The organism is Vibrio sp., from assembly GCF_984391705.1.
This window is the reverse complement of the sequence record NZ_CFHWOM010000018.1, coordinates 43910-64694: the sequence shown is the minus strand read 5'-3', so window position 1 is coordinate 64694 and position 20785 is coordinate 43910. Positions and strand designations below refer to the sequence as shown.

Genomic DNA, 20785 nt, shown 5'->3' with positions numbered 1-20785 from the left:
AAACACCGATTACTTCAACACCTTTAGCTTGGAAATCAGCTAGACGGTTGTCGAAAGCGATTAGCTCTGATGGGCAAACGAAAGTGAAATCTAGTGGGTAGAAGAAAACAACCGCTTTCTTACCTTTAGTGAACTCTGCGAAGTTGAAGTTATCAACGATCTCACCGTTACCTAGAACAGCTGCAGCAGTAAAATCTGGGGCTTGACGACCTACTAGTACCATTTTTTTGCTCCTAAAAAGTATGGTTAGTTCCGAATTGATGTCAGTATTATCAATTCAGTCCGTGTTTGTACGCGACAAACTATAGTACAGATTGTAGTATGGGAAAAAGCGAATTAAATAGATTAAGTTAATCGAAAAAAGCGATAAGTTCTAATTCATTAACTTGGTCAACTTCTACCTGTTAGTTATAAATAGTTCTATGAATAAGTGGCCCAGTCTTAAACAGTTACATTACCTAATCACCCTGCACGAAACGCGTCATTTTAGCGAAGCCGCTGAAAAGTGCTTTGTTAGTCAATCTACCTTAAGTAAAGGCATTCAGAACTTAGAAGAACTGATTGGTTGTCCTCTTTATGAAAAGAAAGATAAAAAAAGCCCTCTAGTTTTTACTCAAGCGGGGGAATTGGTCGTGCAGAGTGGACGCGAGTTGTTGGCAAAAGGCCAAGACTTGGTTGAACTTGGATTGTTGTGCCAAGGCGATGAGATGGAAGGTCAGCTGCGCGTTGGATGTATTCCTACTATTGCTCCTTTCTTACTCTGCGACCTAGTTCAAGAGGTCAATCAGCGTTTCCCGCAATTGAACTTACTACTAAGAGAAGATACGACAACCAATCTACTTGAAGCGCTGCGTCACGGTGAATTGGATGTACTAATTCTAGCGTTGCCAGTGGATATCGATGGTATGGACAGCTGCATTGTTGGTAGTGACCCATTTAGGATGATCATCAGCCAGAATCAAGCGGACGCAATCCAAACACCAATAAAGTATGCAGACTTGCCGAATGAGTTTGTCTTCTTATTAGAGAAAGAGCACTGTTTGACTGAACATGCTGTTTCTGCCTGTCAGTTGACTGATAAAGAGAAGATCAATCCGTTTTCTGCAACCAGCCTTCATACACTTGTGCAAATGGTGGCGAACGGGATGGGTACTACCTTTATCCCTCAAATGGCGATAGATCATGGTCTTATTGATAACCAAAACCTAGTGGTTGTTGACGCGCCTGGACAGCAAGCTCATAGACATATTGGCTTGGTTTGGCGTCCTAGTTCATCTCGTGTGAGTACTTTCAACCAATTGGCTGATGTGGTTTCTGAATTACTTTAATATTTATTAAATGTGCTTTTAGCGCTTAGTATTAGCCAAATCCACCGATACCCTTTCAAAAAGCACACTAGTTTTAGTGTGCTTTTTAGCATTTTATTCTGTTGGTAAACTTTGACTTGTAAAATTTTACAAAGAAATTTTGATGAAGCTTTCATTAAATTGTGAAATTTCACAGTGTGAATTTTACAGTCGTCAAAAAACGGCCTGTTTAATATGGTTGTTGCATATCTCTTATAACCCTTTTCTGCTAAGGCTTCCTTGCCAAAATTTTAAAATCAAACGTTCGTTTGAAACGATTACACATACAAAATTTCACTGTAATTAAATTACGTAACTACTTACATCTTGGTGATCAATATCAACAACTTGCAGTCAGCGGAATAAAACTTTGAATTTAACGTTTTGTTTACTTTAGGTCTTTTACTCTAACGCTTGTTGGTATAGCTTAAATACAGGCCTAGTAAGACTTATGTCTAGATTGCAAACCTATCCAAGGTTGGCGAAAGTAGAGCCACAAAACAGATAAATTCGGAATCAGATGACAAAGAGTGAGGATGTGGTCTTGTTGTTTGATAGTTACAAATGTAATCCGAGACAAATAAGCTTTGGAAGGAATTGAATATGCTTGCCAATACACCAGATAGAGACAAAACAACAGTAGAAGCCCAAGAAACCCTACTAAACGAAGGCATGCTTGATGTAACTGGTACCCTTTCGCCAGATCATCAAGCGATTTTCCCTGTTGAAGCCCAAACCTTTTTATCTCTTCTGTGTGATAAGTTCGCTAGTCAGGTTGATGAGTTGCTTACTGCTCGTGAAGAGAAGCAAGCGCGCATAGATGCTGGTGAATTGCCGGACTTTCTTGAGGATACGCAAGATATCAGAGAAGGAAGTTGGAAGATCCAAGGGATTCCACAAGATCTCCAAGATCGCCGTGTTGAAATTACCGGGCCTACAGATCGCAAGATGGTGATTAATGCACTGAATGCGAATGTAAAAGTCTTCATGGCTGATTTTGAAGATTCTATGGCACCCGCTTGGAACAAGGTGCTTGATGGTCAAATTAACTTGCGTGATGCAGTGAATGGAGACATCAGTTACACCAATCCGGTTAATGGTAAGCACTATGCGCTGGAAAACGATCCAGCCGTTTTGATCTGCCGAGTACGTGGTCTACATCTAAAAGAAAAACACGTTACTTTTAATGGTCAGATCATCCCTGGGGCGCTGTTTGACTTTGCGCTTTACTTTTACAACAACCATAAAACGTTGTTGAAAAAAGGCAGCGGTCCTTACTTTTATATTCCTAAATTACAGTCGCACAAAGAAGCTCAGTGGTGGAGCAAAGTGTTTCATTTCACCGAAGACTATTTCGGTTTAGACACGGGCACGATTAAAGCGACAGTACTTATCGAAACTTTACCTGCTGTGTTTGAGATGGATGAAATCTTGTTTTCACTCAAAGAGCACATCGTTGGCCTTAACTGTGGGCGTTGGGATTACATCTTTAGCTACATCAAAACATTGAAGAAACACCCCGACCGCGTTCTACCTGATCGTCAAGTGGTGACAATGGATAAGCCGTTCCTAAATGCGTACTCGCGTTTACTTGTCCGTACGTGTCACAAACGTGGTGCCTTCGCTATGGGAGGGATGGCCGCCTTTATCCCAGCGAAAGACCCACAAACCAATCAGCAAGTGCTGGATAAGGTTCATAACGACAAGTCGCTAGAAGCAAACAATGGGCATGACGGAACATGGGTTGCTCATCCAGGTTTGGCCGATACTGCTCTGGCTGTATTCGACTTAGCATTGGGAGAGCGTAGCAACCAGCTGAACGTGTTAAGACATCAAGATGCACCTGTGACTGCGGAAGATCTGTTGGCCCCTTGCGATGGTGGTATTACGGAACAAGGCATGCGTCATAACATTCGAGTTGCTCTTCAATACATCGAAGCTTGGATCTCAGGCAATGGTTGTGTGCCTATCTATGGCTTGATGGAAGACGCGGCTACCGCAGAAATTTCCCGCGCTTCAATTTGGCAGTGGATTCAACACGGTAAAGCGTTGGACAACGGAAAAACCGTAACAAAAGCTTTGTTCGAACAATATCTAACTGAAGAAATTGAAGTCGTTAAACAAGAAGTGGGTAGTGAACGTTACCAATCAGGGCGCTTTGAAGAAGCTGCTGATTTAATGGCTAAGCTAACAACCAGCGACGAGCTGACCAATTTCCTAACCATTCCAGGATACGACTACCTGGATTGAGACAAACAAACTAACCAATAACGTGAATGTCTGAGGCGGAGAAGGAAGTACCGCCAAAGAAAAAACAATAACAGCGCCTGTGTTTGCACAAATTAGAAGCGCTCATCAAAGAGGGATAGACCGATGACTAACTTAACTCGCCGCCAACAAATTGAAGCTCTGGAAAAAGACTGGGCAACGAACCCACGCTGGAAGAACGTTAAGCGTCCTTACACGGCTGAAGAAGTAGTAGAACTACGTGGATCTATGGTGCCTGCTAACACCATCGCTCAACGTGGTGCAGATAAACTGTGGTCACTAGTCAACGGTGATGCAAAGAAAGGTTATGTAAACTGTCTGGGTGCTTTGACGGGTGGCCAAGCTGTACAGCAAGCGAAAGCGGGTATTGAAGCTATCTACCTTTCAGGCTGGCAAGTAGCGGCGGATAACAACACGGCGTCAACTATGTATCCTGATCAATCACTATACCCAGTAGACTCAGTACCATCTGTGGTTAAGCGTATCAATAACTCGTTCCGTCGAGCAGATCAAATTCAATGGTCAGCGGGTAAGTCTCCTGCGGATGAAGGCGGCATTGATTACTTCCTACCTATCGTAGCGGATGCTGAAGCAGGCTTTGGTGGTGTACTAAACGCTTACGAGCTAATGAAGTCGATGATTGATGCTGGCGCAGCCGGTGTTCACTTTGAAGACCAACTTGCGTCAGTGAAGAAGTGTGGTCATATGGGCGGTAAAGTACTGGTTCCGACTCAAGAAGCGGTACAGAAACTGGTAGCGGCTCGCCTAGCAGCGGACGTAGCAGGAACAACAACATTGGTGATTGCTCGTACTGATGCGAACGCAGCTGACCTACTAACATCAGATTGTGATTCATACGATAAAGACTTCATTGTCGGTGAGCGCACTCAAGAAGGTTTCTACCGTGTTCGCGCGGGCATCGACCAAGCGATTTCTCGTGGCTTAGCTTACGCTCCTTACGCTGACCTAATCTGGTGTGAAACAGCTACACCTTGTCTAGAGGAAGCGCGTAAGTTCGCAGAAGCAATCCATGCTGAATACCCAGATCAGCTTCTAGCATACAACTGTTCACCGTCGTTCAACTGGGAGAAGAACCTAGATGCAGAAACCATTGCTAAGTTCCAGCAAGAGCTTTCTGATATGGGGTACAAATACCAGTTCATTACGCTAGCTGGTATTCACAACATGTGGTTCAACATGTTCGAACTTGCGCATGACTATGCTCAAGGTGAAGGTATGCGTCACTACGTTGAGAAGGTGCAGCGTCCTGAGTTCCAAGCTGCTGAGAAAGGCTATACCTTCGTAGCGCACCAACAAGAAGTAGGTACTGGTTACTTCGATAAGATGACCAATACCATTCAAGGTGGTAACTCTTCGGTAACAGCTCTAACCGGTTCTACGGAAGAGGACCAATTTTAATCCCTTAGCCCTTAGTACCACTCGAGAGAGTTAATAGTCAGGCGTTAACTCTCTCGACTTTCGGTACAGATATTCTGTTTAGGCATAAACTTTGACATGCTTTGAGCGGCGCAGGCCGCTCTTTTTTTGTCTAAAGTTTGAAGAAGCTTAATAGCTCTTTTTGCTTCTCTGCTAGGTTAGAAAGTTCATCACTAGCGCGTTTACTCTCCTCAATGCCAGCCGCGTTCTTATTGACTAAATCAAAGGCATGTGAGACGTTTTCTGATATATCTTGTGTCACTCCCGATTGCTCTTCAGAAGCTGTAGCCACATGAGTATTCATATCAGAAATCAGAGACACGGATTCCGTAATTGAAGAGAAAGCGGAACGTAGCTGTTCGCTGTATTTACGAGAGTCTTCTGCCAATACTAAGTTAGATTGCATATATTGATTGGCATCTTTAGCCTGTGCTTGTAGGCGAGAGATTATCTCTTGAATATCCACTGTCGATTGCTGAGTTTTCGCCGCTAGAGAGCGAACTTCATCGGCAACTACCGCAAAGCCTCTTCCTTGTTCACCCGCTCGAGCGGCCTCGATAGCGGCATTAAGAGCAAGAAGGTTTGTCTGCTCCGATATCGAGTTAATCACTTCGACTACGGTGCCGATTTCAACGGAATACTCTTGTAACTGATTGACGATTTTTGATGTTTCTTCAATTGAGCTATCTACTTTACTCGAAACTTCATCGGAAGAATCGAGCAAGCGTCCACCTTCAACCACATTATTGGTGGCATCACTGGCTGCATTTTCAGCGTTTGCGGCATTTTGGCTCACTTCCGATGCCGTACTAGAGAGTTCATTGATAGCTGTCGCAATTTGCTCAACTTGGCTTAACTCCTGTTGAGCATTGCTTTCTGTTTCGCTCATGATGTTCGTTAGAGACATCGAGGAAGAAGAGACATTATCGGAAATCTGATGGAAGCCTTCGATAATCCGACGCAATTCGGTACGCATTTGCAAGATGTTCGCATATATACCGGTTTCATTGCCTGATGTTTTAATGTGTGAAGAGAGATCACCTGATGCCACTTCAGCAACCACTTCTTGTATTTGGCTTGGCTCCCCACCAACCACTTTCAATACGCTACGATAGATTGCGAAAGCAATCCCCATAGCACTAATAATGACGATAATAGAAAGCACGACTAAAACGAACTGCGCGCTAGAGAAACGATCGACCATTTCCGGGCCGACAGTGTCTTGTTTATCTTTCGTAGCCAGTTTGATTTCTTCAATGGTACGTGCTGCGGAAGCGCCCATAACATCTAATGTTCCTGAAATGATTTCATTGCGACGATTGATGGTATCGACCACTTGGTTAAAGGTGGAACGATACTGATCAAACGAAGCCTGAAACTCTTTAAGGTTTGCGACTTGTTGAGCTGACATTAATTGAGCTTCAACTTTACTTGCCACTGTTGCCATTGTTGTAAACTCTTTGTCTGCTCGTTCAGCATCACTTTGCGCGTTGCTGGTTAAAAACTTTGATGCATAAAGGCGAGCTAATAGTAAGTGTTGCTGCAGCGTTCCCGCGCTGACTGCGACATCTAGGTCATCCTCAGTCGCCGCTCGGTTCATTATATTGGTCACTGCGATACGCATATTTAAGCCTGCAGGATCTAATTGATCTTTGACTAATTGATTGCGTTGATTAACCAACTGAATGACGTTTTGGAAACCTTGTTTGTATTGCTCGAGCTGGTTTTCTATCGCGAGGAAATCTGCCTTATGTACATCATCAATATGTGAGTTAAGAACATCTTCAATCAGACTGATGGCGGTCGTAATACGCTTATCCAGAGCAGCAATGTTTTCTTGGTCGTGGTTCTTAATGTATTTGAGTGCGGCTAATCGAGCTTCAAGTATATTGGCTTGGATTCGTCCCGTTGAAACACTGGTCAACGCGAGGGCGCGATAGGTGTTAAAACCACCACTGGATTGATAAAAACGAAATGAAGCAACAACGGAAATGACCAAAATTAGGCCCAAGATTACCCCAAAACCTAGGGTTAATAGTTTTTTTAGGCTCATACCAATATCCCTGTTTGGCTGACTTAACTGATAGGTTTGAACTGACGTTATATGTAACTTAATTTATAGTTTTGTAACTAAATTATAATGCCAGAATTTGATTCTTGCTGATAAACAAGATGACAGTGTGAGTTTCAGTCCAGATGTGAGCCTAAGTGACTAATAACTAGGAATAAGTAGCAGAAGGCCGAGGTTTGTAAAAAGCATCGGCCGAAGGAGGTTTGATTAGCTAGACAAGTAATCGAGTAGCGCTTGCTGATTGGGTAGTGCGCTCATGGCCCCTTTTTGTGTCGTGGCTAATGCACCGCAGACATTGCCCCAGCGTACCGCTTTTAGAATGGATGACTCATGTTGCCAATCTTCACACTGAGATAAATAGGCGAGTAACCCACTAACAAATGCATCACCAGCGCCGGTAGTATCAACGACATTCACTGAGCGTGATTTAACGTGATGTTGTTGACCGTTAAGGATCGCGAGTGCGCCATCTTCACCTAGGGTGATGAGCACCAGTGGAATAGAGTAGTGAGCTAATTTTGTTAGCCCTTCATCAAGGGAAGAGGTTTCAGTTAAATAGAACAGCTCTTCTTCTGAAAACTTAACTACGTCAGCTATTTTAACGGCACTCATTACCACTGAACGAATCTCTTGCGGTTTCTGCCATACTTCATCACGCAGGTTGGGATCAAAGCTGACAAAGCCGTTTGCCTCTTTCATCGCTTTCATTGCTGCTAAGGTCGTGGAACGGCTCGGTTCGTTGGCAAGGGCAATTGAGCAGCAGTGGAGCCATTGGTTTGCTTCAAAGGAAGGGATGTCTGTGAGTTGAGTAAACTGATCAGCACTTGGCTTAACCATAAAGGTAAATGATCGTTCACCGTGGTCATCAAGGTCAACAATCACGGTTGAGGTTCGTTGGTTATCATCTAGCATGAGGTGGGATATATCGATGTTTTCATTGGCTAATACTTCTGCCATAAAACGGCCCAGAGGATCATCGCCCACACGCCCAAAAAAGCCACACTGGCCAGATAGTCTCGCAATGCCAACCGCGACGTTTGCTGGTGCGCCGCCCGGACATTTTAGGTAGGTATTGTCGCCATCTGGAATCAGGTCTACTACAGCATCACCGGTGAGCCAAACTTTGTTCATGATTCGTTCCTTACAAAGGCGCCCATCGGAGCATAGCAAGATGGGCTAAGTCATTGATGCACCTAGGGGGTGGTGCATCAACGAATTTATTGTTATTGACTATTTTTTACTGGGTTGTAGATATGAGTCAGGACAAAAGCGGTCGCAAATGCACTAGCAATGACCATCAAGTAACCCAAAACTGCCGTGAAAGATTGCGAGTAAAGCAAGATTCCTGGAATGAAGGTAATTCCCATACCGGTCGCACTGATGTTTAGTACGTAAGTAACCAAACCACCTACAGCGCCACCGACCATACCGAACATGAACACTTTACTGTATTGAAGGTTGACGCCAAACAATAACGGTTCAGTGATACCAAACAGTGTCGACATTGACGCGCTGTAAGCATTACCTTTCTTGATCTTATCTTTTAGTAGTGTCGCTACCGCGATAGCAGCGCCAAATTGACCAGCCATTGAAGCCGTACCTAGAGGCTGAAGTGGGTTCACGCCTGTTTCATTTAGTAGGCCAATTTCAATTACGCCTAGTGCGTGGTGCAGGCCGGTGATCACGATCATCTGCTGTACGGCACCATAAAGGATGTAACCTAGGCCAAGCGGTAGGTCGAGTGCCATACGCACCAATGAGGTACAGCCGTGTTCAATGGTTTGTAGGATTGGGCCAAAGCCGAACAGGATGACGAACACAGCAATCGTGATGGTCAAAAATGGCGTAAAAACTAAGTCCATACTGGCCGGAATAAAGCGGCGCAAGTTGCGCTCTAAGTAAGAGACAAACCAACCGGCAAATATGGCAGGCAGCACCGTACCTTGGTAGCCCACCAGAGGGAAGTTGATACCCAGTAGGTTGACCATCATCGGATCTGCGCCACCATTGGCGACCACCCAAGCATTAGGCAGTTGCGGTGCAACCATCATCAAGCCCACAACAATGGCGATAATGGCATTGCCACCAAATTTCTTTGCCGCAGAATAAGCGATTAAAACAGGTAAGAAGGCAAAGGCGGTATCGGTCAGCATGCTAAACAGCGCCAATGTCTCTGGTGAGAAGTCGACACCTGAGTGCAGCATCATGCCACGTAAACCCATTAATAAGCCGGTCGTGACCAGGGCAGGGATCAGCGGGATCAAAATATCAGCAAGCGTACGAACGACTTTTTGGCTTGCGGTCATATCGGCAAACGCATCTTGTTTGAAATCGTTAGTGTCAAACTCGCCACCCAAGGCACGCTTGAGCGAGTCATAGACATGAGAAACTTTGCCTGTACCAATAATGAATTGGTGTTGGCCTGACTGGTAAAAGTAACCGCTGATTTGGTTAATCTCTTTTGCTTTATCAGTGTTTACCTTGTCATTGTCTTTAAGGATGAGGCGCAAGCGCGTAGCACAATGCTCAGCGTTGCGGATGTTGTCTAGGCCCCCGATACTATCCAGTATCTCGGTTACGGTAGCGTCATAATTCATTCTGTTCACCACTTTATTATATTGTAAGGTAGGTTAGGTGGGTATCGAGGTCAGCACCTTTTTCAGTCGATATAGTTAGCTGGTGGTTTTCTTGTTCAGGGAAGAAAAGACAGGTAAATACATCTCTGCCATCATTAATATAAATTTCAATAATGCTCTGATCGCAAATGAAGTGAATATTATTAATGGTGTAATCTGTTTGGTGTTGACGTTTATTTCCAAATTCCCAATCTTGGGTATGATGGTCATATAACGCTCTATCTAAAGTAATGGTGTTATTATTGACAGTCAGCGTTAACTCTTTACCACTTTGTGTGTTCAAAGAAATAGTTATATTTTTCTCTTTTGATAAGTGATTAACTTCTAGAGAAAAAGATAAGCTTTCTAGTTCAACTCCTTGATATATTGATTGATATCCATTGTGTTTTATTAATGAATCGGAATTAATAATACTTGGACGCTGAATTAATCGATTATTTTCAACGGCCAGTTCTCTAGTCAGCGTCAAGCAGTTAATCCAACCCTGTTGCTCGCTAGGCAAGTGGTCATCTGTTCCTGCCCATGCAATCAGTGTTTGTTTCTCTGGTGCATTAGCCATGGTTTGCGGTGCGTAGAAATCAAAGCCGCGGTCGAGTTCATCCCAATGACGAACAGTGAACGTAAGCTGATCGAAATCCACTTGGCCCAAGCAGTAAATGACGTTGAATTTATTGTGGAAGCGAGTGCCATCAGCAGTCACGCCTTGAGGGGAAAAGATCAGCACGTCATGACCATCGACTTCTAGCAGATCAGGGCACTCATACATATAGGCGTCAAGAAAGTCGCCGCTGACTTGAATATCCAGCGTCCCTTTGAGCTCCCAGTCGAGTAAATCAGGCGATTGGTACACGATGATCTCACCGCTTAAATCAGACTCTCGCTGAGCGCCTAGTAACATAAAGTAGTGATTACCACGTTTAACGATTTTTGGATCGCGTACATGGCCAGTGTAGCCTTGTGGTACTGATTCAATCACCGGGTTGAGAGCGTGTTTAATCACTTGATTGTTTTTATCTAAGATTGCTAAACATTGGTTGGCATCGCGTTCATCACCGCGTTTAACATTGCCGGTGTAGAATAGGTAACTACGATCATTTTCAACCATGGCACCACCTGAATAAGCGCCATGGGATTCATAACTTTCTAATGGCGTTATTTTTGAACCATGTTCTGTCCAATTTAATAAATCATCGGAACTCAAATGCATCCAATGTTTCATTCCATGATAAGTATCAAATGGGAACCATTGGTAAAATAAGTGATATTGGTTATTAAAATAACAAAAACCATTCGGGTCATTTAATAACCCATGTGGTGGGTTAATATGAAATAGTGGACGAAATAAAGTGTTTGATTTTATTTCCTCAAACTTTTTATTATCTAATTCCGTTGCCGTGTTGATGGTTTTATATTTTTGTTGTTGCACGTTACTTACCTAATAACCTTGGGTTGAAGAAATCATAGAGAGCTTGATAAAGGGTGAAAATAGCGCCGCACTTTTATTCACTCAATTTGACGGTGTTTTGAACAAATAGAGAACAGGTTGTGATGTAACACAAAGTCTTGTTACATGGTGAGGGTTAATATATGACGTTGATTGATAGAAAAGTCGGATGGAAGTGCAATGACGATTCGTGATGTCGCCAAAAGGGCAGGGGTCTCTATTGCGACCGTATCTAGAGTGCTTAATAGCAGTGAGCGTGTTTCAGTTGAAGCTAAGCAAGCAGTAGAGTTGGCGATGACAGAGCTGAATTATCAAAAGCCTCCGCAGAAGCGCAAGAAGCCAACCAAGTTGTTTGCCGTTATTGTGCGCAATATGTCTAACCCGTTTTTCTCACAATTGGTCGATGTATTGGAAGAAGAAGCGTACAAGCATGGCCGCAGCTTATTGTTGTTTAATAGCCGCAATAACCTTCAGCTAGAAAAGACCTTTTTGTCTGAGTGTATTAATCACAAAGTGGATGGGGTATTTCTTGTCCCGCGCTCACTAAAAGAGGAGCACTTAGCGCCCTTGAAAGCGTTGCCTTTTCCTGTGGTATTGCTGACAGCAACTGCACCCGAAACCATTAGCATTGGTACTCACCATCAGCATGGCGGGGAGCTAGCTGCGAAACACTTTGTTCAGAATGGGTATCGCCGAGTGGGTTATATTGGTGCTAGCGACACTCAATCCGACCGTTTGCTCGGTTTTAAACAAGCATTGCAACAGTTAGGAGTGGAGCTAGCTAAGCCCCAAGTGCTCGCGCCTTATGACTCTAACAGCTTGCATCGCTTTATTGAGGAGCAAATCGTTGACACTAAGCAACCGCTAGAAGCGGTATTTTGCTCTGATGATATCTCAGCCAGTCATTTACACAGTGCGTTGCGAGAAAAACAGGTTGAGCAATCGGTAGATATTATTGGCTTTGATGATACCTTTATCGCTCAGTCATTGGGCTTTTCTAGTATCAAACAACCGATCCGAAAAATCGCCTTATTGGGCTTTGATATGATGATTGAAGTGATCCAGCAGCAAAACGTTGAACAAAGAGTCGTGCTGCTTGAGCCAACACTAACCGTCCGCGATAAACCGTTTTTAAAAGTGATGTCTCGCCAGCCAGAGATTTTGCGCAATGAAGAGTAATAACGCTAAGGCAGGAATACTCCTTAGCGTTGATAACTTTGCGTAGTCAGAGCTTATTCCACCTCTTCTGGCTCTACCTCTTCCTGCAATTCGAGTAAGTTGATTGCAATAGAGACAAAATCGCTATCCGTAATGATGCCCACCAACTGCCCTTTTTCAACCACAGGTAAGCAACCCACTTTGTGCTTTTGCATGTAAATGGCGCTTTCTTTCAAACCTGCTTGCGGTGCCACTGACATAATGCTGGTCTTCATGACTTCATAGAGTGGCGTATTGAGTGTGTAAGATTGACTTTCTGGGAGCTTTTGTAGGCTAGATTCTTGAGCGGCGAGTACATCACGTTGCGAAACGACGCCAAGCAATTTTTTATCCGCATCGATGATCGGAACATGGCGGATGTCGAGCGCTCCCATCATGCTTTTGGCATCGGCGAGATTGTGAGAACGAAGAAGCGTATGCGGGTTACGCGTCATCATGTCTTCTACCTTAATCATGGCTGCCTCCTGAGTTATTATTCTTTGCTCTTTAAATATAGTGATTTTCTTGGTCTGAGTTTGAGAGCTAAACCAGTTTTTACTGCGATAACCACAACTTTTTTGCGGCAAATCAATTGGTGAAGATTTCTACAGATGAAACAGCGAAACTAAGAGTAGATTAACTCAATTGATTACAATAATTCACATCTCTTTTCTTGATATTGCTCCCACGCAGAATATACTAGTCGGCTGCGAAAAACTCGTCGTCTGTTTGTGACAGAATCAGTTCGACTCAGCCACGACAACCAGAAACCACGACAAAAGATTTAGTAACATGCAAGTATCAGATTTTCACTTTGATTTACCCGATGAGCTTATTGCTCGTTACCCTCAGCCTGAGCGTACTGCAAGCCGTTTACTGCAAATGGATGGCAACAGCGGTGAGCTAACCGATGGCACGTTTACCGATGTACTAGACCAAGTACAACCGGGTGACTTAGTGGTATTCAACAATACTCGAGTGATTCCTGCTCGCATGTTCGGTCGTAAAGAGTCGGGCGGTAAGCTTGAAGTTCTTGTAGAGCGAGTGCTTGATGAGAAAAGCATTCTCGCGCACGTTCGCTGCTCTAAATCGCCAAAGCCAGGTTCAACGATTTTTATTGGTGAGAACGACGAATACTCAGCAAAAATGGTGGCTCGTCATGATGCACTATTCGAGCTGAAGTTTAACGCAGAACAAAACGTACTGGCGGTACTTGAAGAGATCGGCCACATGCCACTTCCTCCTTACATTGACCGCCCGGATGAAGATTCAGACAAAGAGCGTTACCAAACGGTTTATAATGAGAAACCAGGCGCGGTAGCTGCGCCAACAGCTGGCCTTCACTTTGATGAACCCTTGCTTGAGAAGATCAAAGCAAAAGGTGCTGAGTTTGCGTATGTTACTTTGCACGTTGGAGCGGGTACGTTCCAGCCAGTGAAAGTAGATAACATTGATGAGCATCACATGCATGCCGAGTACGTTGAAGTTCCTCAGGAAGTCGTCGATGCAATTAATGCGACGAAAGCACGTGGTGGTCGAATCATTGCTGTTGGTACGACATCGGTACGCTCGCTAGAAAGCGCAGCGCAAGATGCGATCAAAAAGGGCACTGAATTAGTTCCTTTCTTCGGTGATACCGAGATCTTCATTTTCCCAGGCTACGAATATCAGTTAGTGGATTGTTTAATCACTAACTTCCACCTGCCAGAATCGACATTGATCATGTTGGTGAGTGCATTCGCAGGTTATGAAAATACGATGAACGCATACAAGCACGCTGTAGAGAATAAATACCGTTTCTTCTCTTATGGCGATTCGATGTTCATCAAGAAAAAAACTGACTAGCCTTTTGCTAGTCAGCTTTTTCACCAATTATGGTTTACGAGTGCTAGCAGCAAGCTAGGAAGCAGAATAATCGGTTATTCTGCATCTCGCATGGAAGGCGACCGCTCCTCATAGAGCTTAAAGCTCTGAACTTAATGTCAGACTGTTTCTCTGACAACCGGAGGCTTCGTGAAGTTAAAATTCGATCTTAAGAAAAAAGACGGTGTTGCACGTCGTGGTCAACTGACCTTCGAACGTGGCACAGTTCAAACGCCAGCATTCATGCCAGTGGGTACTTACGGTACCGTTAAAGGTATGACACCAGAAGAAGTAAAAGGCACTGGTGCTGAAATTCTTCTAGGTAACACATTCCACCTATGGCTACGTCCTGGCCAAGAAATCATGAAAATGCACGGTGACCTGCACGATTTCATGAACTGGCACGGTCCTATTCTTACTGATTCAGGCGGTTTCCAAGTATTCAGCCTAGGTAAAATGCGTACTATCACTGAGGAAGGCGTACATTTCCGTAACCCAGTGAACGGCGACAAGATCTTCATGGACGCTGAAAAGTCGATGGAAATCCAGAAAGATTTGGGTTCAGACATCGTAATGATCTTTGACGAGTGTACGCCATACCCAGCGACGCACGATGAAGCGAAGAAGTCGATGGAAATGTCACTACGTTGGGCACAGCGTTCTCGTGATCATTTCGATAAACTAGAAAACCCGAACAACCTGTTTGGTATTGTTCAAGGTGGTGTTTACGAAGATCTGCGTGATGTATCTGTTAAAGGTCTAACGGAAATTGGTTTTGACGGTTACGCTGTCGGTGGCCTAGCTGTAGGTGAGCCAAAAGAAGACATGCACCGTATTCTTGAGCACACATGTCCTCAGCTACCAGAAGACAAGCCTCGTTACCTAATGGGTGTAGGTAAACCTGAAGATCTCGTTGAAGGTGTTCGCCGTGGTATCGACATGTTTGACTGTGTAATGCCAACGCGTAACGCACGTAATGGTCACCTATTTGTGACTGGCGGTGTGATCAAGATCCGTAATGCGAAACACAAAACAGATACAACTGCATTAGATCCACACTGTGACTGTTACACTTGTCAAAATTACTCGAAGTCGTATCTTCACCACCTAGAGCGTTGTAACGAAATTTTAGGTGCGCGTCTAAATACGATTCACAACCTACGTTACTACCAGCGCCTAATGGAAAGCATCCGTAAAGCGATTGATGAAGACCGTTTTGATGAGTTCGTGCAAGAGTTCTACGAGCGTCGTGGCCGTGAAGTGCCGCCACTATCGAAAGAGCAGTAATTTACACAACATAAAGATTTAAAGCCTTTGGCATCTAGCCAGAGGCTTTTGCTAATAAAGTAGGCAAACGCAAGCTATTTTTGAGAGAGCGATCTCTATTAGTCACTCTCAGACTTGAAACTAAATTGCGAAAGCCCAACTTGGACATTAATAAAAAATAATAGAGGATGTTTTAATGTTTATTTCTCAAGCTCACGCAGCAGCAGAAGGCGCACCAGCAGGCGGCGGTTTCGAAATGCTAATCATGCTAGGTATGTTCGCGGTGATCTTCTACTTCATGATCTACCGTCCACAAGCTAAGCGTGTTAAAGAGCACAAAAACCTAATGGCTTCTATGGGTAAAGGCGACGAAGTTCTAACAAGCGGTGGTCTAATCGGTAAGATTACTAAAATCGCTGAAGACAACGACTACGTTGCAATCGAGCTAAACCCAAACAACGAAGTAGTTATCAAGAAAGACTTCGTTACAGCAGTGCTACCAAAAGGTACTCTGAAATCTCTATAAACAGCTAGAGGATCCTCGCTGTGCTAAACCGTTATCCGTTATGGAAGTACCTGATGGTGATGTTTACCATTGCTATCGCTGCGTTGTACGCACTTCCAAATCTATACGGTGAAGATCCGGCAGTTCAAGTTACAGGGGCGCGTGGCGCCTCTGTAGATATGTCTACGCTGGATACTGTCACCAAAGCTCTTGAAGCCGAGAGCCTTCCTACTAAATCCGTTGCTCTAGAAAACGGTTCTATTCTTGTACGCTTTAACGATACCGATACTCAAATCAGTGCGCGTGATGTGATCACTGAAGCTTTGAATGAAGATGTTATCGTTGCCTTAAACTTAGCGGCTTCAACTCCAGACTGGCTTGAATCAATTGGTGCGGCACCAATGAAGCTTGGCCTTGACCTACGTGGTGGTGTTCACTTCTTGATGGAAGTGGATATGGACGCTGCAATGGAAAAGCTGGTGGGCCAACAAGAAGAAGCGTTCCGTAGCGAACTTCGTGAAGAGAAAATCCGTTACCGTGCAATTCGTCCATCTGGCAAAGATGCGGTTGAAGTATTGCTACGTAACGAGGAGCAACTTGCAGCTGCGAAAACGTTGCTAGAGTCTCTGCACCCAGATATGACTTTCGTTGATTCTGAGTCGAATGGTCGTTTCTCTCTGATTGCTAACTTTACTGAAACGCGTCTTCAAGAGATCCGTAACTACGCTGTAGAGCAGAACATCACCATCCTTCGTAACCGTGTTAACGAATTGGGTGTTGCTGAGCCGCTGGTTCAACGTCAAGGCGCAAGCCGTATCGTAGTTGAGCTACCAGGTGTTCAAGACACTGCTCGTGCAAAAGAGATTCTTGGCGCGACTGCAACGCTTGAATTCCGTGAAGTTGATAGCTCTGCGGATCTGGCTGCAGCTGCGGCAGGTCGTGCACCAGCAGGTAGCGAAATCAAGCAAGACCGTGATGGTCGCCCTGTTGTTCTTAAGAAGCGCGTTATCCTAGGCGGTTCGAGCATTACAGATGCAAGCTCAAGTGTTGATGAATATGGTCGTCCTCAAGTTAACATCTCGCTAGACAGCGAAGGTGGTAGCAAGATGTCTGCGTTCTCTCGTCAAAATATCGGTAAGCTAATGGCAACCGTATTTGCAGAGTACAAAGATAGCGGTCGTAAGACACCTGAAGGTAAAGTGATTCTTACTAAGCATGAAGAAGTTATTAACCAAGCGACGATTCAATCAGCTCTTGGCCGTAACTTCCGTATTACTGGTATTGACTCTACTGCTGAAGCTCATAACTTGGCACTTCTACTTCGTGCAGGTGCTCTGATTGCGCCTATCTCGATTGTTGAAGAACGTACCATTGGTCCATCTATGGGTCAGCAAAACATCGATATGGGTATCCAAGCGATGATTTGGGGTATGGTTGCGGTAATGCTCTTTACGCTGCTTTACTACCGTAAGTTTGGTCTGATTGCTAACGTCGCACTGATGGCGAACCTAGTATTGATCATTGGTGTGATGTCGATGATTCCAGGTGCAACCATGACGCTACCTGGTATTGCTGGTATCGTTCTTACCGTTGGTATGGCCGTCGATGCGAACGTACTGATCTTTGAGCGTATTCGTGAAGAGCTTCGTGACGGCCGCAGCCCTCAACAAGCGATTCATCAGGGTTACGCCAACGCATTCAGTACCATTGCCGATGCGAACATCACCACGCTTATTACTGCGATTATCTTATTTGCAGTGGGTACAGGCGCGATCAAAGGCTTCGCCGTGACACTGTCTATCGGTATTTTAACGTCTATGTTTACAGCCATTGTGGGTACACGTTGTATCGTGAACCTTGCATACGGTGGTAAGCGAATCAACAAACTGTCGATCTAAGGCTAGGAATTAGTATGTTTCAGATTCTAAAAGCAGAAAATACGATCGACTTTATGCGTTGGTCGAAGTTGGCATTTGTGTTTTCAATCCTAATGATTGGTGCGTCAATCTTTACTCTCTCAACTAAGTGGTTGAATTGGGGTCTAGACTTTACTGGCGGTACTTTAATCGAAGTGGGTTTTGAGCAGCCAGCAAACCTTGAAGATATTCGTAGCGCGCTAGATGCAAAAGGCTTTGGTGATGCAACGGTACAGAACTTTGGTAGTGCGCGTGACGTAATGGTGCGCCTACGTCCTCGTGATGATGTTGCAGGTGAGACTCTGGGTAACCAAATCTTAAATGCAATTAAAGATGGCACGGGTGAAAGCGTAGAAATGCGTCGAATCGAGTTCGTGGGTCCAAACGTGGGTGATGAGCTAACAGAAGCTGGTGGTCTTGCGATCCTTGTTTCTCTTATCTGTATCCTAATCTATGTATCGGTACGATTTGAATGGCGCTTAGCGGCAGGTGCGGTACTTGCGCTTGCTCACGACGTTATCATTACGCTCGGTGTATTCTCTTTGATGCAAATCGAAGTGGACTTGACCATTGTCGCAGCACTACTCACGGTTGTTGGTTACTCGCTCAACGATACCATTGTTGTATTTGACCGTATCCGTGAGAACTTCCGTAAGATGCGTAAAGGTGAACCGGCAGATATCATGAACAGCTCAATTACTCAAACATTGAGCCGTACCTTGATTACTTCTGGTACTACCTTGTTCGTAGTTATTGCTCTGTTTACCCAGGGTGGTGCTATGATTCACGGCTTCGCTACCGCACTTCTACTAGGTATTACGGTTGGTACTTACTCATCAATCTACGTAGCATCAGCACTAGCATTGAAACTGGGTATTACTAAAGAACACCTAATGCCACCTCAAGTAGAAAAAGAAGGTGCAGAGTTCGATGAGATGCCATAATCATCTCGAATAAGAGTGTAAAGCCGCTGTTTGTCAGCGGCTTTGTTGTTTTTAGAGGAAAGTAAGTGCGAATACTCGCAGTATTGATTGGTTTACTGTCTTGTCACGCATCGGCCGCGACATTGCTTCTTACAACGCCTTCCGAAGTGCTTATTCAGGAAGTGCAATCTTCATGGCTGCAGTGTGAAGAGCAAGTCTGGTGTGAGGACTCTTTGACCTACTACCGTCACAACTATTATGGACAAGCTGAACGTATCAATGGGCAGATGGTGCTGAAATTGTTTGCTGAATATTCAAGTCACCAACTCTCCGAACTTCAATTGAATCTACGTAGTGATGGGTTTTCGTTAATTCATGTTGATATTGCTGGTGAGCACTTCAATGTCGCGCAACAGTTATCTAACAACTCAGAAAGCAGAGTCGATAAGGCGTTGATAGAGTTTATTAATCAGTTTTCTCCATCACAGGTGAGAGTTATGGTTTGGCAAAATTCCTTTTGGGATGCCAAGCTGCTAAGTGACGGTGAAATCATTACGCTAAGTTACTCACCGCGATAAAAATTGATGGCAAACGCTTCTAGTTATCGCAAACTTCTTCTATATGCTACAAAACTATAGTGATAACTTGCTATGATGATTGAAAATAATAAATAGGAAGCACTCATGCCACATTTACGTTTTCGTGCAGTTGAGCCACAAACGGTTCAGACTCTATCTCAATCGTTGACCGATGAACTCCAACCTCACATGGATTGCCCTCGAGAGGACTTTACCTTCGAATATATTTACACCACATTCTTTCATGAAGGTGAAGTAAGCGCAGCATACCCTTTTGTCGAGGTACTCTGGTTTGACCGTGGGCAAGAGACTCAAGATGCGGTGGCTAAGATCATTACTTCTCAAGTTCGAGGTATTATTGGCGAAGATGTCGATGTTGCGGTGATTTTCACTGCTCTAGATGCCAAAGGTTATTACGATAATGGTGAGCACTACTAGGCCTCTCCATACTTAAGGAGCTCAAGGGAATGAACAGAACATTGGTATTTCTTAAACGCCTTTGGGCTCTCGCTATCCCATTATTCACATTACCCGTACATGCTACGCCTTGGGAGCTGGTTAGTGGGCCTTCACAAGAGCCGCCTCAAGCGATCGGCAGCTACGCAAATGGCTGTTTGGCTGGTGCTGCTTCGCTCTCGTTAAGCGGGGTAGGGTATCAGGTGATCCGCAGCCAGCGAGATCGTTATTATGGACACCCAAACGCCATTAGTTTTATCGAGCGTCTTGGCGTTTTATCTCAACAGCATCTGGATACGAATATTCTGATTGGGGATATTTCCCTGCCGCAAGGTGGACGCTTTTCATCAGGGCATTCTAGCCACCAAACGGGGCTAGATATCGATATTTGGCTGAAACTGGCCGATACTCGGCTCTCTGATTCTCAACTGGCTAAGCCAACACCACACAGTGTCGTGAACCTCGAAGAGTACAGGTTGCTTAAAAGCCAATGGGACCAACGCCATTTTGAGTTAGTGAAGATGGCGGCCAATGATGAGCAAGTTGCACGTATTTTTGTTCATCCGGTGATCAAAGAAAAACTGTGTGTGACCGAGCAGGGCTCGAATAGAGAGTGGCTACGAAAAGTGCGTCCATGGTGGGGGCATCATTACCATATGCACGTACGTTTGAACTGCCCTGAAGGGAGCCTGAATTGTAAGCCTCAAGCTGAGCCACCTAAAGGTGATGGTTGTGGGGCAGAGCTAGCAAGCTGGAAGCCGCAGCCCAAGCCAGCTGCACCAAAGGTGGCTTCAACAAAGCCGAAAAAGAAAAAGGTGAAAGTGATACCAGCTCAGTGCCAGCGGTTGTTAGATAACAGCTAATACGACTTTGAATAAA

The 20785-nt window shown here is 44.5% G+C and carries 18 protein-coding genes; 12 read left to right on the top strand and 6 right to left on the bottom strand.

Annotation, left to right across the window (positions count from 1 at the left end):
* A partial coding sequence (locus AC4MRV_RS11805; RefSeq protein WP_491187532.1) for a redoxin domain-containing protein occupies nucleotides 1-223 on the bottom strand: 223 nt, incomplete at its 3' end.
* A gap of 199 nt (nucleotides 224-422) precedes the next feature.
* Here AC4MRV_RS11805 and AC4MRV_RS11800 point away from each other — a divergent pair.
* From AC4MRV_RS11800 to aceA, 3 genes are all read left to right on the top strand, one after another.
* Entirely contained in the window at nucleotides 423-1328 is a 906-nt protein-coding gene (locus AC4MRV_RS11800) for a hydrogen peroxide-inducible genes activator (protein ID WP_491187531.1), read from the top strand.
* A gap of 621 nt (nucleotides 1329-1949) precedes the next feature.
* Nucleotides 1950-3596, top strand: a complete 1647-nt coding sequence (aceB, locus tag AC4MRV_RS11795; protein ID WP_491187530.1) for a malate synthase A — start codon at nucleotides 1950-1952, stop codon at nucleotides 3594-3596.
* A gap of 123 nt (nucleotides 3597-3719) precedes the next feature.
* Nucleotides 3720-5033: an isocitrate lyase gene (aceA, locus tag AC4MRV_RS11790; RefSeq protein ID WP_491187529.1), complete on the top strand. Its 1314-nt coding sequence runs from the start codon at nucleotides 3720-3722 to the stop codon at nucleotides 5031-5033.
* Nucleotides 5034-5163: 130 nt separating this feature from the next.
* Here aceA and AC4MRV_RS11785 read toward each other — a convergent pair whose 3' ends face one another.
* The 4 genes from AC4MRV_RS11785 to AC4MRV_RS11770 form a co-directional block, all read right to left on the bottom strand.
* The gene (locus tag AC4MRV_RS11785) at nucleotides 5164-7104 is read right to left on the bottom strand and encodes a HAMP domain-containing methyl-accepting chemotaxis protein (protein WP_491187528.1); all 1941 of its coding nucleotides are present in this window, start codon (nucleotides 7102-7104) and stop codon (nucleotides 5164-5166) included.
* Nucleotides 7105-7329: 225 nt separating this feature from the next.
* A complete protein-coding gene (gene cscK / locus AC4MRV_RS11780) occupies nucleotides 7330-8253 on the bottom strand; it encodes a fructokinase (protein WP_491187527.1) in 924 nt (307 codons plus the stop codon).
* Nucleotides 8254-8345: 92 nt separating this feature from the next.
* The gene (locus AC4MRV_RS11775; RefSeq protein WP_491187526.1) at nucleotides 8346-9719 is read right to left on the bottom strand and encodes a PTS transporter subunit EIIC; all 1374 of its coding nucleotides are present in this window, start codon (nucleotides 9717-9719) and stop codon (nucleotides 8346-8348) included.
* 16 nt (nucleotides 9720-9735) lie between these two features.
* Nucleotides 9736-11184, bottom strand: coding sequence for a glycoside hydrolase family 32 protein (locus AC4MRV_RS11770; protein ID WP_491187525.1), 1449 nt, complete (start codon nucleotides 11182-11184; stop codon nucleotides 9736-9738).
* A gap of 198 nt (nucleotides 11185-11382) precedes the next feature.
* On the opposite strand from AC4MRV_RS11770, the gene AC4MRV_RS11765 reads away from it, so the two are divergent.
* Nucleotides 11383-12381 (top strand): LacI family DNA-binding transcriptional regulator, encoded by a 999-nt coding sequence (locus tag AC4MRV_RS11765; protein ID WP_491187524.1) that lies wholly within the window; start codon nucleotides 11383-11385, stop codon nucleotides 12379-12381.
* Between the two features lie 53 nt (nucleotides 12382-12434).
* Here AC4MRV_RS11765 and AC4MRV_RS11760 read toward each other — a convergent pair whose 3' ends face one another.
* Nucleotides 12435-12875 (bottom strand): CBS domain-containing protein, encoded by a 441-nt coding sequence (locus tag AC4MRV_RS11760; protein ID WP_491187523.1) that lies wholly within the window; start codon nucleotides 12873-12875, stop codon nucleotides 12435-12437.
* Nucleotides 12876-13191: 316 nt separating this feature from the next.
* On the opposite strand from AC4MRV_RS11760, the gene queA reads away from it, so the two are divergent.
* From queA to mepA, 8 genes are all read left to right on the top strand, one after another.
* Nucleotides 13192-14244, top strand: a complete 1053-nt coding sequence (gene queA, locus AC4MRV_RS11755) for a tRNA preQ1(34) S-adenosylmethionine ribosyltransferase-isomerase QueA (protein ID WP_491187522.1) — start codon at nucleotides 13192-13194, stop codon at nucleotides 14242-14244.
* Between the two features lie 168 nt (nucleotides 14245-14412).
* Nucleotides 14413-15549: a tRNA guanosine(34) transglycosylase Tgt gene (gene tgt / locus AC4MRV_RS11750; RefSeq protein ID WP_491187521.1), complete on the top strand. Its 1137-nt coding sequence runs from the start codon at nucleotides 14413-14415 to the stop codon at nucleotides 15547-15549.
* A gap of 175 nt (nucleotides 15550-15724) precedes the next feature.
* Nucleotides 15725-16054 (top strand): preprotein translocase subunit YajC, encoded by a 330-nt coding sequence (gene yajC, locus AC4MRV_RS11745; protein WP_032551291.1) that lies wholly within the window; start codon nucleotides 15725-15727, stop codon nucleotides 16052-16054.
* 20 nt (nucleotides 16055-16074) lie between these two features.
* On the top strand, nucleotides 16075-17931 hold the full coding sequence (gene secD, locus AC4MRV_RS11740) for a protein translocase subunit SecD (protein WP_491187520.1): 1857 nt from the start codon (nucleotides 16075-16077) through the stop codon (nucleotides 17929-17931).
* Between the two features lie 14 nt (nucleotides 17932-17945).
* Entirely contained in the window at nucleotides 17946-18893 is a 948-nt protein-coding gene (secF, locus tag AC4MRV_RS11735) for a protein translocase subunit SecF (RefSeq protein WP_491187519.1), read from the top strand.
* 65 nt (nucleotides 18894-18958) lie between these two features.
* A complete protein-coding gene (locus AC4MRV_RS11730; protein WP_491187518.1) occupies nucleotides 18959-19450 on the top strand; it encodes a hypothetical protein in 492 nt (163 codons plus the stop codon).
* Nucleotides 19451-19555: 105 nt separating this feature from the next.
* Nucleotides 19556-19888 carry a DUF1904 domain-containing protein gene (locus AC4MRV_RS11725; RefSeq protein ID WP_491187517.1) on the top strand — a complete coding sequence of 111 codons (333 nt, stop codon included), beginning with the start codon at nucleotides 19556-19558 and terminating at the stop codon, nucleotides 19886-19888.
* Between the two features lie 29 nt (nucleotides 19889-19917).
* Nucleotides 19918-20769 carry a penicillin-insensitive murein endopeptidase gene (gene mepA, locus AC4MRV_RS11720; RefSeq protein WP_491187516.1) on the top strand — a complete coding sequence of 284 codons (852 nt, stop codon included), beginning with the start codon at nucleotides 19918-19920 and terminating at the stop codon, nucleotides 20767-20769.
* Nucleotides 20770-20785 lie beyond the last annotated feature (16 nt).

Excerpts from the sequence above, each read along its gene's own strand:
- AC4MRV_RS11800 (WP_491187531.1), top strand. The coding sequence starts at position 423 with ATGAATAAGTGGCCCAGTCTTAAACAGTTACATTACCTAATCACCCTG.
- aceA (WP_491187529.1), top strand. The coding sequence starts at position 3,720 with ATGACTAACTTAACTCGCCGCCAACAAATTGAAGCTCTGGAAAAAGAC.
- aceB (WP_491187530.1), top strand. The coding sequence starts at position 1,950 with ATGCTTGCCAATACACCAGATAGAGACAAAACAACAGTAGAAGCCCAA.
- yajC (WP_032551291.1), top strand. The coding sequence starts at position 15,725 with ATGTTTATTTCTCAAGCTCACGCAGCAGCAGAAGGCGCACCAGCAGGC.
- queA (WP_491187522.1), top strand. The coding sequence starts at position 13,192 with ATGCAAGTATCAGATTTTCACTTTGATTTACCCGATGAGCTTATTGCT.
- secF (WP_491187519.1), top strand. The coding sequence starts at position 17,946 with ATGTTTCAGATTCTAAAAGCAGAAAATACGATCGACTTTATGCGTTGG.
- AC4MRV_RS11725 (WP_491187517.1), top strand. The coding sequence starts at position 19,556 with ATGCCACATTTACGTTTTCGTGCAGTTGAGCCACAAACGGTTCAGACT.
- AC4MRV_RS11765 (WP_491187524.1), top strand. The coding sequence starts at position 11,383 with ATGACGATTCGTGATGTCGCCAAAAGGGCAGGGGTCTCTATTGCGACC.
- mepA (WP_491187516.1), top strand. The coding sequence starts at position 19,918 with ATGAACAGAACATTGGTATTTCTTAAACGCCTTTGGGCTCTCGCTATC.
- cscK (WP_491187527.1), bottom strand. The coding sequence starts at position 8,253 with ATGAACAAAGTTTGGCTCACCGGTGATGCTGTAGTAGACCTGATTCCA.
- AC4MRV_RS11775 (WP_491187526.1), bottom strand. The coding sequence starts at position 9,719 with ATGAATTATGACGCTACCGTAACCGAGATACTGGATAGTATCGGGGGC.
- AC4MRV_RS11785 (WP_491187528.1), bottom strand. The coding sequence starts at position 7,104 with ATGAGCCTAAAAAAACTATTAACCCTAGGTTTTGGGGTAATCTTGGGC.
- AC4MRV_RS11760 (WP_491187523.1), bottom strand. The coding sequence starts at position 12,875 with ATGATTAAGGTAGAAGACATGATGACGCGTAACCCGCATACGCTTCTT.